A 15,321-nucleotide genomic window follows, 5' to 3' on the forward strand; every position below is an offset into this window, starting at 1 on the left:
GTTGCGGTAAACATATTCAAGTTGCAGCCACTGCTGATAGAATCTCTCATATTGCTTGGTCAGGACGCGCAAGTAGTTCAACAAGTACGTCCTGTACTTGTCCTAATGGCTGCTTTCGCAGTGCAAAAATTCAATCCTGAATTTTTGTCCTAGTAGCTCTCTTTTTCCATCCCTGGAAAAAAAGCCTGACTACGCAATATCTTCGACTCTATCTTGGTGGGTAAAAGAGTTACTTACCACGACTTGGCAAAATACCCATATATTTACAAATAATACCCAGCATAATTTCGTCAGCACCGCCACCAATCGAACCAAGACGATTGTCACGATAAAAGCGTGACACTATGTTGTCCCACATAAAGCCCATGCCTCCCCAGTACTGAATACAGGCATCGGTTACTTCACGCGATAAACGGCCGGATTTCAGTTTTGCCATCGATGCCAGGCGCGTCATATCTTCTTTATTCAGATATCCTTCACAGGCCTGATATACCATGCAACGCAGTGCTTCGATTTCGGTCTGCAGCTCCGCTAAGCGGAAATGAACGGATTGATTGTTAATTAAAGGCTGACCAAAGGTGTGGCGCTCGCGGGCGTAATCAATGGTGCTGTTGACGCAGGTTTCCATCGCTTTTAATGACATCGCTGCGACGTACATCCGTTCTTCCTGGAACTGCATCATCTGCATCATAAATCCGGCGCCTTCGGAACCAATCAGGTTTTTCTGCGGCACGCGCACGTTATCGAAAAATATCTGTGCAGTATCCGAGGAGCGCATTCCCAGCTTGTCGAGTTTTTCAGAAAAACTGATCCCTTCCAGGTTTAGCGGAACAACGATCAGGGATTTATTTTTATGCGGTTTATCGTCTGAGGTATTCACCAGTAAACAAACAAAATCAGCCTGAGTGGAGTTGGTGATCCACATTTTGGTGCCATTAATAATGTAATCATCACCGTCTTTTACGGCATTGGTTTTAATCGCCGCCACATCCGATCCGGCACCGGGTTCACTGACACCAATACAGGCCACCATATCACCGGCTACGGCCGGAGCGAGGAAGGTTTCTTTGACATAGTCTGATCCAAAGCGTGCCAGGGCAGGGGTGGCCATGCAGGTTTGTACACCAATCGCCATCGGCACACCGCCACATAAAATACCGCCGAACTCTTCCGCTGCGGCCATTTCATAGGAAAAATCCAGCCCCATGCCACCCGCCGATTCCGGTTTGCTGATACCCAGCAGGCCGAGTTCTCCCATCTTCTTGAACAACTCCTTAGCCGGGAAAATGCCATCTTTTTCCCATTGATCAACGTGGGGGTTGATTTCATTTTCCACAAAATTGCGGACGGTACGTTTCAGCTCTTTATGTTCTTGTGTCAGGATCATGGTGTGCTCCGTTTTAGCCGGGTACTTCTATTTGATTTTTTAATTTTATATTCAGAACTGCCTCACATTAATCATGCCCGACACGCTGTGAATCCATCCCTGGAAGCTCTGCTATGGCATCCATGCCATAGAAGGTCGTTCATAATTATTCTGAGGCAGCTCTTCTTGCGTCAGTGATCCGGTGAATAGTGGTTTATGACCGTCTATCACAGGGATGTGATAGTCGAGCCCCCAAGGATGGGTTAACGGCGTGTCATGACACTATTTACCAGATCACTGATGCTGTATCTCTCGGTTTACGCTTTAAAAACGCGCCACGCCAAAGCTATTGTTCTGAATGCTATTTGAGCGGCTACGTTGCTTCTCTTTGTCGCAAATATCCAGCAGATGGATCATTAGGCGTCGGGTGTCGCGTGGGTCGATTAAGCCGTCGTCCCATAGTCGTGCGGTGCCAAATAATGAGGTTGAGCCGGCATCCAGTTTGGCGGCAGTCATCTGCTCTAACTGATCGAGCTGTTGCTGGTTTGGTTCAATGCCCATCGAACGTTGTTTGTCTTCGGTGACGATGCGTAATACCTTGCCCGCCTGAGCGCCGCCCATCACGGCGGTTTTACTGTTTGGCCAGGCGAAAATAAAACGAGGGTCCAGACCACGGCCGCACATGGCGTAGTTACCGGCGCCGTAAGAACCACCCACGACGATAGAAATTTTAGCGACGCTGGCATTGGCGACTGCCTGCAACATTTTGGAACCATGTTTAATAATGCCGTTACGCTCAGACTCGGTGCCGACCATAAAGCCGGTGGTGTTGTGCAGGAATAGCAACGCGATATTGCTCTGGTTACACAGCTGAATAAACTGCGCGGCTTTGTTTGCACCTTTGGCAGTGATCGGACCGTTGTTACCAATAATGCCGCAAGCGTTGCCACCGATATGAGTGAAACCACAGACGGTCTGTTGATCAAACTGTGGTTTAAAGTCCTGAAATTCTGAGCCGTCGGCGATGCGGGCAATAATTTCACGCACGTCATAAGGTGTTTTGGCGTCGGCGGGTACAATCCCAATTAATTCTTCGGGAGAATAAAGCGGCTCCCGATAGTCAACAGCCTGTTGCGACGGCAGCTGTTCGTTCCAGGGAATGGAGTGCAGTACCTCACGGGCGATGCGAATACCATCGGCATCATCTTCCGCCAGGTAATCGGCTGTGCCGGCGTCTAAGGCATGTAACTCGGCGCCGCCCAGCTCTTCATCGCTGGCGATTTCGCCGGTGGCAGCTTTTAACAGCGGTGGGCCGGCAAGAAACATTTTGGCTTTGCCACGTACAGCAATAACATAGTCGGATAAACCGGGCTGGTAGGCACCGCCAGCCGTTGCGTTGCCATGTACCACGGTAATCTGAGGAATACCTGCGGCACTTAAGCGTGCCTGATTGGCAAATGCCTGGGCGCCGGGAACAAACACATCGGTGGCGTAATTCAGGTTGGCGCCACCACTTTCAGCCAGGGTGACCAGAGGAAGTTTATTCGCCCGGGCGATTTCCTGAACCCGCAGGGTTTTATCCAGCCCGGCCGGAGAAATGGTGCCGCCTTTAATAGCACTGTTATTCACCTGAATCAGGCAGCGAATTCCGGCAATATGACCAATCCCTGCAATAATGCCACCACCGGCGGCACTGCCGTCTTTATCGTCGTACATCCGGTAGCCGGCCAGTGAACATAGCTCGATAAACTCTGAACCCGGATCAAGCAATAAATTCAGCCGTTCACGCGGTAATAACTTACCGCGCTTAACAAACTTTTCTTTGGCTTGCTGCGCTTTTTCCAGCACTTTTTGTTCGATGTCACGGAATTCCTCCAGCGCCGCCAGCATGGCATCGCGGTTAGCCTGAAACTCAGCGCTGTTGCTATCAATATCGGAAGATAAATGGGTCATAATTAATTACTGATTCATATTGTTATGAATAATGAGTGAGGTAAGTGTTTTTCGGAGTGTGGCAACAGGATGTTGCCTGTGCACAAAGATCACATGGATGTGGTTTTTTGTGCACCGACGAAAAATACTTATCTTACTCAACATGTTTTTTATTCTTCGGGTGACGGAGCCAAATTCCGGGTTAATTTTTCATAAGCCTGGTAAGAGTTTTCGGCAATTTCGGCCGTTACCTTAACCGGCATATCGAGCAGTTGTTGTGCTGCCGCTTTACCCTGAGGGTCAATACGTAAACTGGCAATACCACCACCTCCGAGGGCATTTTCCAGCAGCAGGTTAAAGGCGTTTAACCCTGGTAACGGGAACAGGCGGGTGCGGCTGTCGGGGGCATCCAATAGGTGACTCAGATATTCGCTGATCGCTTGTGGACGTAACGCCTGCTGAATATAGGGCAGGTATTCGACTTCACGCGCCATGACGCCAATATTGCAATGGTTGCCTTTGTCGCCGCTGCGTGCCAGCGCCAGATAAATTAATGGCACCTCTGCCGTTAATGTGGCGATTTCGCTGTTGATGGCTGGCTGGATATCGCTGCTGTGGTCCGGCGTGGTACCACTGTGATTGATAGCGACAGCCTGTGGCTCGTTTGTGTTCATCAGGCGCACGCTGACAGGCACCTGTTCTTTGGGCCACAAAAAAGAAAATAAACGGATAACCGGGCTGGGTTTTGGCCGCCCGCCAACCATACCGGTAATACCCGGTGCCATGGCGGTGGCTGCCTGAGCAATTTCCCGGGCAAAAATTCCCAGTGCTGCTTTGTCGTTATGCTGCACCGCAATTTTTACGGTGACTTCCCGGTTATGTTGCATGCAGGCGTGTGCACCGTAGCTGGTTTCACTGCCAAGAATTTCGATATTTGTTTGTTTAAAGTCGTCGAATTGCTGCATGTTCAGCAGCCGGCTGACGCGCTGTATGATGGCATCCGCAACGGCCTGACCTTTTTGTACGGCTTCACGGCCTCCAATCATAAAGGTGGCGGTACAGCGGAAACCGTCCATATAGGTGGCCGACACTTTATATCGATCACCGGGTGCCCGGCCTCTGGCGTTACTGACTTTCACCTGGTTGTCGCCAAGCTGTTCCAGCTTAACCTGGCTGAAATCGCAGCTAACGTCCGGCAGACAATAATTTACCGGGTCACCAATTTCATATAACAGCTGTTCGCCGACGCTGTGGACCGAAACCAGCCCGCCGGTATTTTCCGGTTTGGACACCACAAAGCTGCCGTCGGCAGCACACTCGACAATCGGAAACCCCATATTGGCGTAACCGCCATTTTTGCGGCTTTGTTCACCATAAGCGACCAGCTGCCAGTCGGTAAAATTACCGCCGGTGCATTGAGCGCCACACTCAATGATATGACCTGCCAGAGAGCCCTGAGCGAGTAGGTCATAATCGTCTGCCTGCCAGTTAAACTCATGCATGAGCGGGCCAAGTACGACGGCGGAATCGACACAGCGACCGGTAATAACAATATCCGCACCACTACTCAGCGCCTGGTAAATGGCCGGTGCTCCCAGATAAGCGTTAACGCTCAGACACTGGTCGGGCAGGGCGTCTGCGGAGAACATTTCCTTAACGCCGGCGGCAGCCAGATCGGCCTGGTTCGCTGTCAGGTTATCGCCTTCGACTGCCGCAACCGTCAGTGACAGCCCGGCATCGTTAATGACCGCCTGCAGTGCTTCGGCACAACCACGGACGTTAATGCCGCCGGCATTGCTGACCACCTTAATGCCCTGCTGGGCGATGCCGGGTAATACAGATTTCAGCACCTGAACAAAATCCGGGGCAAAGCCAGCCTGTGGATTTTTCAGACGGGCGCCGGCCATGATCGACATAGTCACTTCGGCCAGATAATCGAATACCAGATAATCCAGCTTGCCCTGATTCACCAGCTGCTGTGCAGCTGCAGCAGTATCGCCCCAGAAAGCTGAGGCACAGCCAATACGGACCGCTTGTTTCATGTTGTCCTGCCTTTAACGTCGCCACTTGTGGTGTGAGTTGTGATTCATTGTTAAACAGACTACCAAGCAAGCGCTTGGTTTGTAAATCCCCGGGGGCAGGGTAAACTGTGGACTGTCTGAAAAAGACCCATACAATGAAGCCTTTTAATGCGGAAGCCCTTATGACAGTTGTGCAGCAATTAATTGATGACGGCCGGTTAACCGACCCGGGCAGCGCCAAGGGACGGTTATTGGCTGCGGCAGCACAGCTGTTTAAACACAAGGGTTATGAGCGTACGACGGTACGTGATCTGGCGTCTGAAATCGGCATTCAGTCGGGTAGTCTGTTTCATCATTATCCGTCGAAAGAGGCCATTCTGAAGGCGGTGATGGAGGAAACCATCGTTCGTAATACCGCGCTGATGCAGGCCGGGCTGAGTCAGGCGGAGAGTCCGCGCGACAAGGTGCTGGCACTGATTCGCTGTGAGTTACAGTCGATTTTGGGGGAAACCGGCGAAGCCATGAGTGTGCTGGTGTATGAATGGCGCTCGTTAAAACCCGACAGTCAGCAGCATATTCTGGCGCTGCGCGATATTTACGAACAGTTGTGGCTCGATACCCTGGCCGAAGCCCGTGCTGCCGGTATGGTACAGACCGATCCGTTTATCCTGCGGCGGTTTTTAACCGGCGCACTGAGCTGGACGACCAACTGGTATAAAGCGGATGGCGAAATCAGCATCGAACAGCTGGCTTTGGATGCGCTGACACTGGCAGTAAAATAGTTGCTGACACTTTTGTAAAGGATGGTAATGCCACCAACGGATTACTGGGCCGTTATGTTTTGGTCGCTTAAACTAAGACAAAACAATGATGACAGATGAGAGTGAACGATGAAAAAAATAGTAATGACCGTGGCTCTGGCAACGATTGCGTCAACTTCGCTGGCCGACGTTAAGCCATTCGAAGCGGTAGAATATCGGAAAGGTATTTTTAAAGCGGTTAAGTGGCAGTTCGGTCCGATTGCTGACATGGTAAAAGGCAAGCAGGACTTTAACGCCGAAGAAATGGCCAGTCGTGCGACGAACCTGGCAGCATTAAGCAAAATGCCGCTGGATGGTTTCCGTGCCGGCACTTATGCGCGTGCCACCAGTGCGTTGCCGGTTATTGAAGAAAAATGGGATGAGTTTGCCGGTTTAATGGGTAAGTTTGAAACCAACACGGCAGCGCTGGCGGAAGCGGCACAAAGCGGTGATTTAAAACAGATTAAACCTGCATTTATTCAGGTGGCGAAAACCTGTAAATCCTGTCACGACCAGTATAAAGACTGATTCAGATACGCCGCTAATATAAAAAAACCTGACCCGGCTTAGCCAGGTCAGGTTTTTTATGGGCCTCAGACGGCTGCGGAAGGCGCCGTTTAAAACCCCAGCCAGACGAATAAACCAGCGAATGCTGCGGCAAGAATCAGCCCCCGCAGCCAGTGTTGGCTGGTGATCGCGGTTTGTGGGGCCGCGGGTTTGCGGCCGTGAATCATCGCCTGAATCAGTTTTTCTTTTTTCACTAGCTGATGGAAAAACACCCCCGCCAGATGCAGACCAATCGCCACCAGAATGACGTTAAATAACGCTTCGTGCCAGCGGGTGATTTCGATGCTCAGATCGTAGCTGATCAGGCTGGCCAGTGGTCCTTCGGTAAAAATATCGTCGTTGGCGAACAGGCCGGTTGCCGCCTGAGTTAACGCCAGCAATAACAAGGCAATGACCATCCAGCCGCCAAGTGGGTTATGGCCCTGATACTCAGGTGCGCTACCGGCTTTAAGTGATTTGGCATAATCCAGGGTGTTGGCCGGAGAACGTACAAAACTGCCAAAGCGGGCATAACGGCTGCCAACAAAGCCCCAGATCAGGCGGAAGCCAACCAGTGATAATACCGCGTACCCACAACGCAGATGCCACTCCATCCAGTCGCCACCCTGTTCGGCGGTCCACCAGGCCAGGCCGATACTGGCGACCAATAGCCAGTGAAACAGACGGGTAAAACTGTCCCAGATCAGGGCGGAAGAGGGTTGTGTCATGGTTAACGTCTCGCAGAAAATCGCTGCGGCTGACCGGTTGGCCAGCGCGGCCTATAGCTTACCGCAGAGCCGCGCAGGACAGCGAAAAGAATTGAAAAGATGCCGTGTCAGTTTTTTTCTTCTGCCCGTAATGTCAGAATTTCATAGCCATCGTCGGTCACCAGAATAGTGTGCTCCCACTGAGCGGATAATTTTTTATCCTTGGTTACCACGGTCCAGCCATCTTTTTTGGTTTTGGTGCGGTAGCTGCCCTGATTTACCATAGGTTCGATGGTGAAGGTCATGCCTGCTTTCAGTTCCAGTCCGGTGCCAGGCCGGCCATAGTGTAATACCTGGGGTTCTTCGTGCATTTCGCGGCCAATACCGTGGCCACAATATTCCCGTACAATACTGTACCCTTCCGCTTCCGCGACCTGCTGAATGGCATGGCCAACGTCACCCAAACGGGCACCGGGCTTAACCACTTCGATGCCGGCCATCATCGCCTGGTAGGTGGTTTTTACCAGTTTACGCGCTGCCGGTGATGCATCCGGCATAACATACATTTTGCTGGAGTCGGCGATAAATCCGTTTTTTTCCAGAGTAATATCGAGGTTGATAATATCGCTGCTTTTTAACGGGTGAGTGGTGTTAGGCATGCCATGGCAAACCACTTCATTGACCGAGGTATTCAGTGTATAGGGATAGTCGTATTGGCCTTTGCTGGCCGGACGTGCCTGTAACTCCTGAGTGATAAAACGTTCCACTTCATCGTTAATTGCCATGGTGGTGACTCCGGGTTTAACAAAGTCATCCAGCATGGCAAACACCTGGGCTAATAAGCGCCCGGATTCGCGCATCAGTTCTGCTTGTTCGGCATTTTTAATATTGGGTTGTTGCTGCATCTGGTTATCCCGCCCGCTGTAATTTCAGTTTACTGACATCCAGCTGATGGTGTTCCAGCTGTTGTTGCACAATGTCGCGGAAGGTCAGTTCCGGATTCAGCTCGGCCAACATACCCATACGAATCCAGAATTCTGCCTGGGAGTTAATTGAACGTGACATGACGGCACTCGATTTTCGGATTTCTTCATGCAGTTCATCGGAGATTTTGACGATGCCCATGGTGATCTCAGTAATATATAAAACGTATACGGATCGTATGTTATTGAAGGCGGCGGCGTCTACAGCAGCAGCGTGGGTTTGATTGCAACAAACTGATCCGCTGCGGCGATCAGTGAGTCGGCGGTCAGGGGCTCGGCACCATAAACTTCAACCCGGGTGCGGAATTTATGTTGCAGACGTTGTACCAGAATACCAAAGTCGCCGTCACCGGAAGCCAATACCAGGGTATCGGCTTCCGCTGCGTATTCCACCGCATCCAGTGTAATGCCCACATCCCAGTCGCCTTTGGCCGTGCCATCGGCACGCTGAATATAAGGTTTGAGTTTTACCTGAAAGCCAATCGCGCGCAGGATATTCTGAAACTGTTTTTGTTTTTCGTCACCACGATCCACCGCATAAGCGATGGCTTTGACCACCTTGCGCGGTGAACCATCGGCGCTGTGCGTCGCTATTTTCCAGAACTGGTTGTAATCGAAGTTGCGGCCAAATGCCTGGCGACAGGTGTAATAGATGTTTTGCACATCGACCAGAATAACGACGTTGTTGGCGGGCATCACTTTTCTCTGAATATTCGGAATACTAGCGGAATTCTTTCGCTAGCATTCAATTATCTGACGGAGTTTAACGTTTCACTTTTGCGCGATTATTCACATCACGGCTGGCACGAATCAAATCATCGCCGGCGAAGCTGAGGTCTGCTTTAGAGACCCGGTCGTATAAAACCACATTCACCGTCGCCGCCAGATTCAGGCAGCCGATGGTGGGTAAATACACCACCTCATCAGCCTGGTCGATGATGGCCTGGCTGATGTTGCCATCTTCCGGGCCAAAAATATAATGCGCGTTTTGTGGGTGTTTAAAATCAGGCAAACAGGTGGCGCCTTCGACTAATTCTACGCAGACGATTTTTGCTTGTGGGTCTGCGCAGTCAATTAATGATTCAACACCTTGCAGCAAAATTTTGTCGCTGATGTTTTGTGTGTCGGTGCTGAATTTGGCAGCAATATCGTAACGGCGGCCGGTGTAATACACTTCATCCGCGCCCAAACAGCCGGCTGCCCGCATAACCGAACCAACATTGGATGGGCTTTTGGGGTTAGTTAATCCGATGGTAACTTTGGTTTTGTTCATAAAAACTGATGCTTTAAAAAAATAAAAAGCCCCGACGTTTTCACTGTCGGGGCCTGAGAAAGTAGCCAATGGCAATATTATGTCGCTGCTTTTGAAAAGCCATCAGCCACTTCTTGTTATTTTGAATAGCTGTTAGTCCAGCTCTAAAATGCCATCCATTTCAACACCGGCATCTTTCGGTAACTGAGCAACACCAATGGCTGCCCGGGCCGGATATGGCTGTTCAAAGTATTGCGCCATGACCTGATTAACCGTGGTGAAATTGCTCAGGTCGGTGAGAAAGATATTCAGTTTGGCAATATCCTGTAATTGACCACCCGCGGCTTCACAGACGGCACTCAGGTTTTTAAACACCTGATGGATCTGGGCTTCAATATCACCATCAACCATTTCCATGGTTGCTGGTACCAGTGGGATCTGACCCGACAGATACACCGTTTTATTAACTTTAACCGCCTGCGAGTAGGTGCCAATAGCGGCTGGAGCGTTGTCGGTGGCGATAATTTCACGTGCCATGGTCAGTCCTTATTTTTTCTGCGAACAATTTTATTGACCCCGCGAATATTTCGCAGGCGACGGATAGCGCGGGCCAGGTGGCGACGACCCTGAACGCTGACTTTCATATGAATAACGCTGAGGCGGGCATCGCGTTCTTCAACATCAATTTTTTCAATGCTGGCGTCGGCCTGGTTAATGGCACTGGCCAGCTCGACCACGATGCCGCGGCGGTTTTCCAGATACACACGCAGGTCGACGGTGAATTCGCTGTCGATATCTTTATCCCAGGACAGGGTAATAAATTTTTCCTGGTTGTTCTGGTAATCCTGAACGTTTTTACAGGCTTCGGTGTGTACTACCAGACCACGTCCTGAACTGGCGTGGCCAACGATGGCATCACCGGGTATCGGGCTGCAGCATTTGGCAAAACTGACCACCAGACCTTCGGTGCCTTTAATCGCCAGCGGCGATTGTTCGTATGCATCGAGGTCGATATCGGTGTCTTTATTGGCGACCAATAAACGGCGCGCCATGATGGGTGCCATACGACTGCCGGAACCAATTTCTTCCAGCAGATCATCGAAGGTTTCCAGCCCGGTTTCTTTTAATACCTGTTCGATATGAATCTGGTCGATATCGTCCAGGGTTTTGGTCAGGTCGTTGAGTGCTTTATTCAGCAGCCGTTCGCCCAGAGATACCGACTCACTGCGACGCTGGTTCTTCAGATAGCTGCGGATATTGGAGCGGGCTTTGCCGGTGACTACAAAATTGAGCCAGGCCGGGTTCGGACTGGAGTTCGGACCGGTGACAATCTGTACGGTCTGGCCGTTTTGCAGTGTGGCACTTAACGGTGCCAGCTGACGGTTAATGCGGCAGGCGATGCAGCGGTTGCCGACATCGGTATGCACCGCATAGGCAAAGTCGACGGCGGTAGAACCGGCGGGTAATTCCAGAATTGTCCCTTTTGGAGTGAAGACGTAAATCTCTTCCGGGAATAAATCGACTTTAACGTGTTCGACAAATTCGATCGGGCTGCCAGCATTTTTCTGCAGCTCCAGTAAATTCTGTACCCACTGACGTGCCCGTTGAGTGCCGCTGGTCTGATCGCTTTCGGATTTATACAACCAGTGAGCAGCAATACCATGGTTAGCCATGGCTTCCATTTCTTCGCTGCGGATCTGAATCTCGATTGGCACGCCACCCATACCGATTAAGGTCGTATGTAACGACTGATAGCCATTGGCCTTGGGGATCGCGATATAGTCTTTAAAACGCCCGGGAATCGGCTTATACAGTGAGTGCATGACGCCGAGAATACGATAGCAGTCGTCGACGCTGTCAGTGATGATGCGGAAACCGTAAACGTCCATGATGTCGGTTAACGATTTGCGCTTCTCTCGCATTTTATTGTAAATGCTCGACAGGTGCTTTTCGCGGCCAACCACCCGTGCCTGAATGTTGGCTTCCCCTAAGCGATTACGCACAGCTGACGATATTTTATCCACCATTTCTGAGCGATTACCACGGGCGGCTTTTACCGCTTTGGCAATCAGCCCGGAACGCATCGGGTAAATGGCTTCGAAACACAGTTCTTCCATTTCGATGCGAATATCGTTAATGCCCAGCCGGTTCGCAATCGGCACATAGATATCCAGGCTTTCCCGTGCCACACGGCGGCGTTTTTCCGGCCGCAGTGATCCAAGGGTACGCAGATTGTGCAGCCGGTCGGCCAGCTTAACCAGTATCACCCGGATGTCTTTCGCCATGGCCATGGCCATTTTCTGAAAGTTTTCCGCCTGTTGCTGCTCTTTGCTTTCGAAGTGGATATTCGTCAGTTTGGAAACGCCATCGACCAGATCGGTGACGACATTGCCAAACTGTTGTGCCAGGGCGCTTTTCGGGATACCGGTGTCTTCGATGACATCGTGCAACATCGCGGCCATCAGACTCTGATGGTCGAGGTGCATATCAGCAAGAATGTTGGCAACCGCCAGGGGATGGATGATGTAGGGCTCACCGCTGCGGCGGCGCTGGCCTTCGTGGGCCTGTTCTGCGTAATAATAAGCGCGACTGACCTGTTTGATCTGGCTGTTGCTCAGATACTTGCTCAGTCGCTCTTCAAGGGCATTAAGGGTGGGCACGGAAGCTGAATAACCTCGTTGTTGCTCAGTATTCTTCTGCGCGTGCTGCGGCTGCTTCCTGTGCGGCCATGCTCTCCGGAGTAACCAGGTCTTCAGCAATTTCGCGCAGAGCCAGTACGGTTGGCTTGTCGTTTTCTTCGGCTACCAGTGGCTCGGCACCCTGAACAGCAATCTGACGTGCCCGCTTGGTGGCCAGCATGACCAGCTCAAAACGGTTATTCAGGTTAGTTAAACAATCTTCTACGGTTACGCGGGCCATGTGCAATCCTGTCGATAAAGTTAAATTCGGTGGAACCGAACATTTTAATCAATTCCCGCCACAAAGGAAGCCTTGGAGCGGGAAGTTGTCTGATTTTTATCCGTTTGCCGCGACGAATTCAGTCACGCGCAGCCAGCAGCGCCTGTAACATTGACTGGTGGCGCACCTGTTGTGCTGCCAGGCGATGGCGGCGGGCGACGACAACCGCCCGCAATTCCTGCAGCGCATTGTCGAACTCGTCGTTAACAATCAGGTAGTCGAACTCACCGTAATGGCTCATTTCGCTCTGGGCATCCTGCATGCGCCGGGCGATGGTTTCGGCACTGTCCTGACCTCGCCCGCTGAGGCGCTGTTCCAGCTCCTCAATCGATGGCGGCAGAATAAACACGCTGACAGCGTCCGGCATCAGATGACGAACCTGGGCCGCGCCCTGCCAGTCAATTTCGAGGATCACATCGCGGCCGGCAGACAGTTCATTTTCAACCCAGTGCTGTGAGGTGCCGTAATAGTTGTCGAATACCTGGGCGTGCTCGAGGAAGGCGTTGTCACCGATCAGCTGGCGGAATTCATCAACACTGACGAAGTTGTAGTCTTTGCCGTTTTCTTCGCCCGGCCTGGGTGCCCGGGTGGTGTGTGAAACTGACACGCCGATGTGTGAGGTACAGTCCAGCAGGGCTTTAACCAGGCTGGTTTTGCCGGCGCCGGAAGGTGCCGAAAAAATAAACAGGGTACCGGTAAATGAAGTTGAGGTTTGAGGAGCCATGAATCTCGTCGCAACAGGTCGGGTTATAAACAGGATAATCGCCTAAGTATAACCGAGCTGACCCGCTGCGGGTATGAATCATGCCGGTTGGGCCAGCCAGTCGGCACTTTCCTGCCAGGCCCGCTGGTGCATCGATTTTTTGAAAAAGCCGAAATGGTCGATGGCTTTCATATCAAAGTCGCGGGGATGCAGCACCCTGACCTCGGTATCGGCATTGCTGAATAACTTTTCCAGCTCCCGGACGCACGCCGGTGGCGCAAAGCGGCGGTCATCGGCCATGGCATAAAAACGCATACGACCACGATAACCACTGAAACCCTGGCGCAACGGTTGGCCCTGCTCATCGGCGATATAGGCCTTGTTGCGGCCAAAGCGACTCCAGTCGCGGGCGACCTGTTTGGGCAGATACTCGGCCCCTAATACCCACTTAGGCAGACCGCCAACCGATTTATAAAACAGCGGCAGCACACCAAAAAAGAAGGCGGCGGTCAGCGCCCGGTCTCGCAGCGGCCAGTTTTTCCAGTAAATGTGTTGAGAGGCAATATTAAGGAAGCCATGGTAGCGGTTGTTATCGGGTAATACCCCCAGTAGCTGGCCACCAATGGAATGGCCAATGCCTTTGACCAGCAACTGCGGATGTCGCTCCATAAAGAAACTCAGGGCCGCATCCATATCACGTTGCCCCCAGTGCAGCATGGTTGGTACGGGAGCACCGGGAGCATGCTGGAGGCTGCCGCCGATGCCACGAAAATCGTAGGTCAGTACGGTGAACCCCTGGTGACATAAAAACCGGGCAAAACCATCGTAGTACTGGCGCAACACACCAGTGGCGCCGTTAATCACGACACCGATGCCATGTCCGGGCGCTGCTGCTATGCCAGCCTTGCCATTGCTTTCAGCGGTCGCTGGACGATACTCGCTGCCGGCCAACTGATAACCGTCGTCAGTGGTGATTCTGACACTGATGGGATCGGGGGTCTGTGGCTGAATACTGGCTTGAGACATGGTGTGCTCACTGGCTGATGATGTGTCTCCAGTGTATCGCCCTGTGGAGAGCCGGTAATGCACCAGGAGTGACACATTTATGATCAAAAGTTGCACTGCATGCATTATCTATCAGCTGATTGACTAAGCCGTGACTTTTTAGCCAGATCACTGCATTCGCTGCAGGGCCGACTAATCTTATAAGCAGACAGCTTGTTTTAGTCGATTACGTGGAGAGCTCTGGCATGTTATTGCGCTTCGTTCTGTTACTGCTGGCACTGTTGCCGTTGTCATCCCTGAGTGAAGAGTGTCGGCGATTAACCGCCAGTGGTAACTCTGAATACCCGCCTTACTTGTGGCGCGCCGGTGATGACTCGTTGGAAATGCTTGGTGCAATCCCCAAGCTGATGGATTACGTGTCTCAACAACTCGGCATTGAGATTGTACTGAAGTACGTTGGCCCCTGGGGGCGAGTGCAGGAAGACGTGGCGGAAGGCGAGATCGACCTGATTGCCGGTGCATTTTATACCGTGCCGCGCAGCTACCGCATGGATTACATTCGCCCGGCCTTCCAGAAAACCCGCACCGCCGTGTGGGTCAGGAAAGCAGGGGCGTTCCCATATCAGCAATGGAGTGATTTGCAGGGGCGTTCTGGCGTAACCGTGATTAACAACAGTTTTGGTCAGGCGTTTGATGAATACGCCGAGCATCACCTTAATATCCATGAAGCGGTGCGCCTGAACCAGGGGCTGAATATGTTGTTGGGGGGCCGGGTTGAATATTTTATCTATGAAGATAATCCCGCTCGTGCCTACGCCGCGGAGCTGGGTATTCTGGATCAGATCGAGGCACTGGATGTGCCGATTGGTAGCGAAGACCTGTTTTTGACCATCTCTAAAAAATCCGATTGCAACACACCGGAACTGCGCCAGAAGTTGTCGGACATCCTGATCAGCGCACAACAACAAGAGCTCATGGCACAGTATCTGAAGCAGGGAATTTCAGAGTGGGAAGCACGGACGCAGTAACCAATCATAAGGCTTAGGAT

The 15,321-nt window shown here is 51.7% G+C and carries 16 protein-coding genes; 3 read left to right on the top strand and 13 right to left on the bottom strand.

Annotated elements, in window-relative coordinates:
- Nucleotides 1-229: 229 nt before the first annotated feature.
- The 3 genes from ACFOMG_RS16020 to ACFOMG_RS16030 all read right to left on the bottom strand — a co-directional run bounded on the left by ACFOMG_RS16020 (nt 230) and on the right by ACFOMG_RS16030 (nt 5,340).
- Complete coding sequence (locus tag ACFOMG_RS16020) at nt 230-1,387, bottom strand: acyl-CoA dehydrogenase family protein (protein WP_376868118.1); 1,158 nt, start codon at nt 1,385-1,387, stop codon at nt 230-232.
- 303 nt (nt 1,388-1,690) lie between these two features.
- Entirely contained in the window at nt 1,691-3,319 is a 1,629-nt protein-coding gene (locus ACFOMG_RS16025; protein WP_376868119.1) for an acyl-CoA carboxylase subunit beta, read from the bottom strand.
- Nucleotides 3,320-3,468: 149 nt separating this feature from the next.
- Nucleotides 3,469-5,340 (bottom strand): acyclic terpene utilization AtuA family protein, encoded by a 1,872-nt coding sequence (locus ACFOMG_RS16030; RefSeq protein ID WP_376868121.1) that lies wholly within the window; start codon nt 5,338-5,340, stop codon nt 3,469-3,471.
- A 161-nt stretch (nt 5,341-5,501) separates the two neighbouring features.
- On the opposite strand from ACFOMG_RS16030, the gene ACFOMG_RS16035 reads away from it, so the two are divergent.
- The gene (locus tag ACFOMG_RS16035) at nt 5,502-6,101 is read left to right on the top strand and encodes a TetR/AcrR family transcriptional regulator (RefSeq protein ID WP_376868123.1); all 600 of its coding nucleotides are present in this window, start codon (nt 5,502-5,504) and stop codon (nt 6,099-6,101) included.
- Between the two features lie 108 nt (nt 6,102-6,209).
- A complete protein-coding gene (locus tag ACFOMG_RS16040) occupies nt 6,210-6,647 on the top strand; it encodes a c-type cytochrome (protein WP_376868125.1) in 438 nt (145 codons plus the stop codon).
- 89 nt (nt 6,648-6,736) lie between these two features.
- Here the strand turns inward: ACFOMG_RS16040 and ACFOMG_RS16045 are convergent, their stop codons facing one another.
- From ACFOMG_RS16045 to ACFOMG_RS16090, 10 genes are all read right to left on the bottom strand, one after another.
- Complete coding sequence (locus ACFOMG_RS16045) at nt 6,737-7,393, bottom strand: cytochrome b/b6 domain-containing protein (RefSeq protein ID WP_376868127.1); 657 nt, start codon at nt 7,391-7,393, stop codon at nt 6,737-6,739.
- A 107-nt stretch (nt 7,394-7,500) separates the two neighbouring features.
- A complete protein-coding gene (gene map, locus ACFOMG_RS16050) occupies nt 7,501-8,277 on the bottom strand; it encodes a type I methionyl aminopeptidase (RefSeq protein WP_376868129.1) in 777 nt (258 codons plus the stop codon).
- A gap of 4 nt (nt 8,278-8,281) precedes the next feature.
- A complete protein-coding gene (locus ACFOMG_RS16055; protein WP_376868131.1) occupies nt 8,282-8,497 on the bottom strand; it encodes a ParD-like family protein in 216 nt (71 codons plus the stop codon).
- A gap of 59 nt (nt 8,498-8,556) precedes the next feature.
- Nucleotides 8,557-9,051, bottom strand: coding sequence for a LabA-like NYN domain-containing protein (locus ACFOMG_RS16060; protein ID WP_376868133.1), 495 nt, complete (start codon nt 9,049-9,051; stop codon nt 8,557-8,559).
- A 67-nt stretch (nt 9,052-9,118) separates the two neighbouring features.
- Nucleotides 9,119-9,628 (bottom strand): RNA methyltransferase, encoded by a 510-nt coding sequence (locus tag ACFOMG_RS16065; protein ID WP_376868134.1) that lies wholly within the window; start codon nt 9,626-9,628, stop codon nt 9,119-9,121.
- 132 nt (nt 9,629-9,760) lie between these two features.
- A complete protein-coding gene (locus ACFOMG_RS16070; protein ID WP_376868136.1) occupies nt 9,761-10,144 on the bottom strand; it encodes a RidA family protein in 384 nt (127 codons plus the stop codon).
- A 2-nt stretch (nt 10,145-10,146) separates the two neighbouring features.
- Entirely contained in the window at nt 10,147-12,267 is a 2,121-nt protein-coding gene (spoT, locus tag ACFOMG_RS16075) for a bifunctional GTP diphosphokinase/guanosine-3',5'-bis pyrophosphate 3'-pyrophosphohydrolase (RefSeq protein ID WP_376868137.1), read from the bottom strand.
- Between the two features lie 25 nt (nt 12,268-12,292).
- Nucleotides 12,293-12,526, bottom strand: coding sequence for a DNA-directed RNA polymerase subunit omega (gene rpoZ / locus ACFOMG_RS16080; protein WP_376868139.1), 234 nt, complete (start codon nt 12,524-12,526; stop codon nt 12,293-12,295).
- A 118-nt stretch (nt 12,527-12,644) separates the two neighbouring features.
- Nucleotides 12,645-13,289 carry a guanylate kinase gene (gmk, locus tag ACFOMG_RS16085; RefSeq protein WP_376868140.1) on the bottom strand — a complete coding sequence of 215 codons (645 nt, stop codon included), beginning with the start codon at nt 13,287-13,289 and terminating at the stop codon, nt 12,645-12,647.
- A gap of 78 nt (nt 13,290-13,367) precedes the next feature.
- Nucleotides 13,368-14,294: an alpha/beta hydrolase family protein gene (locus tag ACFOMG_RS16090; RefSeq protein WP_376868142.1), complete on the bottom strand. Its 927-nt coding sequence runs from the start codon at nt 14,292-14,294 to the stop codon at nt 13,368-13,370.
- Nucleotides 14,295-14,518: 224 nt separating this feature from the next.
- Here ACFOMG_RS16090 and ACFOMG_RS16095 point away from each other — a divergent pair, with 224 nt between their 5' ends.
- Complete coding sequence (locus ACFOMG_RS16095) at nt 14,519-15,301, top strand: substrate-binding periplasmic protein (RefSeq protein WP_376868144.1); 783 nt, start codon at nt 14,519-14,521, stop codon at nt 15,299-15,301.
- Nucleotides 15,302-15,321: the final 20 nt, after the last annotated feature.

This window comes from Bacterioplanoides pacificum, from assembly GCF_042648445.1.
In the GTDB taxonomy this organism is placed as follows: Bacteria; Pseudomonadota; Gammaproteobacteria; order Pseudomonadales; family Oceanobacteraceae; genus Bacterioplanoides; species Bacterioplanoides pacificum.

Bases quoted from the DNA above. Each gene is read 5' to 3' on its own strand.
- ACFOMG_RS16020 (WP_376868118.1), bottom strand. From the start codon at position 1,387: ATGATCCTGACACAAGAACATAAAGAGCTGAAACGTACCGTCCGCAAT.
- ACFOMG_RS16025 (WP_376868119.1), bottom strand. From the start codon at position 3,319: ATGACCCATTTATCTTCCGATATTGATAGCAACAGCGCTGAGTTTCAG.
- ACFOMG_RS16030 (WP_376868121.1), bottom strand. From the start codon at position 5,340: ATGAAACAAGCGGTCCGTATTGGCTGTGCCTCAGCTTTCTGGGGCGAT.
- ACFOMG_RS16035 (WP_376868123.1), top strand. From the start codon at position 5,502: ATGACAGTTGTGCAGCAATTAATTGATGACGGCCGGTTAACCGACCCG.
- ACFOMG_RS16040 (WP_376868125.1), top strand. From the start codon at position 6,210: ATGAAAAAAATAGTAATGACCGTGGCTCTGGCAACGATTGCGTCAACT.
- ACFOMG_RS16045 (WP_376868127.1), bottom strand. From the start codon at position 7,393: ATGACACAACCCTCTTCCGCCCTGATCTGGGACAGTTTTACCCGTCTG.
- map (WP_376868129.1), bottom strand. From the start codon at position 8,277: ATGCAGCAACAACCCAATATTAAAAATGCCGAACAAGCAGAACTGATG.
- ACFOMG_RS16055 (WP_376868131.1), bottom strand. From the start codon at position 8,497: ATGGGCATCGTCAAAATCTCCGATGAACTGCATGAAGAAATCCGAAAA.
- ACFOMG_RS16060 (WP_376868133.1), bottom strand. From the start codon at position 9,051: ATGCCCGCCAACAACGTCGTTATTCTGGTCGATGTGCAAAACATCTAT.
- ACFOMG_RS16065 (WP_376868134.1), bottom strand. From the start codon at position 9,628: ATGAACAAAACCAAAGTTACCATCGGATTAACTAACCCCAAAAGCCCA.
- ACFOMG_RS16070 (WP_376868136.1), bottom strand. From the start codon at position 10,144: ATGGCACGTGAAATTATCGCCACCGACAACGCTCCAGCCGCTATTGGC.
- rpoZ (WP_376868139.1), bottom strand. From the start codon at position 12,526: ATGGCCCGCGTAACCGTAGAAGATTGTTTAACTAACCTGAATAACCGT.
- gmk (WP_376868140.1), bottom strand. From the start codon at position 13,289: ATGGCTCCTCAAACCTCAACTTCATTTACCGGTACCCTGTTTATTTTT.
- ACFOMG_RS16090 (WP_376868142.1), bottom strand. From the start codon at position 14,294: ATGTCTCAAGCCAGTATTCAGCCACAGACCCCCGATCCCATCAGTGTC.
- ACFOMG_RS16095 (WP_376868144.1), top strand. From the start codon at position 14,519: ATGTTATTGCGCTTCGTTCTGTTACTGCTGGCACTGTTGCCGTTGTCA.